1 rRNA gene is annotated in these 213 nt (G+C 51.2%); it reads left to right on the top strand.

Annotation, left to right across the window (positions count from 1 at the left end):
- Window positions 1-80: ribosomal RNA gene (locus F3J29_RS22625) — 16S ribosomal RNA — on the top strand; the annotation flags it as partial.
- Window positions 81-213: the final 133 nt, after the last annotated feature.

Below are 213 nucleotides of genomic sequence, written 5' to 3'. Positions count from 1 at the left end.
TTACCACTTTGTGATTCATGACTGGGGTGAAGTCGTAACAAGGTAACCGTAGGGGAACCTGCGGTTGGATCACCTCCTTACCTAATAGATACAACCCGCGTAGTGCTCACACAGATTGTCTGATAGATGTAGAGAAGCAAGGCGTCTTGCGATTGAGACTTCAGTGTCCCCTTCGTCTAGAGGCCCAGGACACCGCCCTTTCACGGCGGTAAC

This window comes from Enterobacter sp. Cy-643, assembly GCF_011752815.1.
In the GTDB taxonomy this organism is placed as follows: Bacteria; Pseudomonadota; Gammaproteobacteria; order Enterobacterales; family Enterobacteriaceae; genus Cedecea.
Note: the sequence above shows the minus strand (reverse complement) of the source record. Positions and strands in the feature narration are given on the sequence as shown.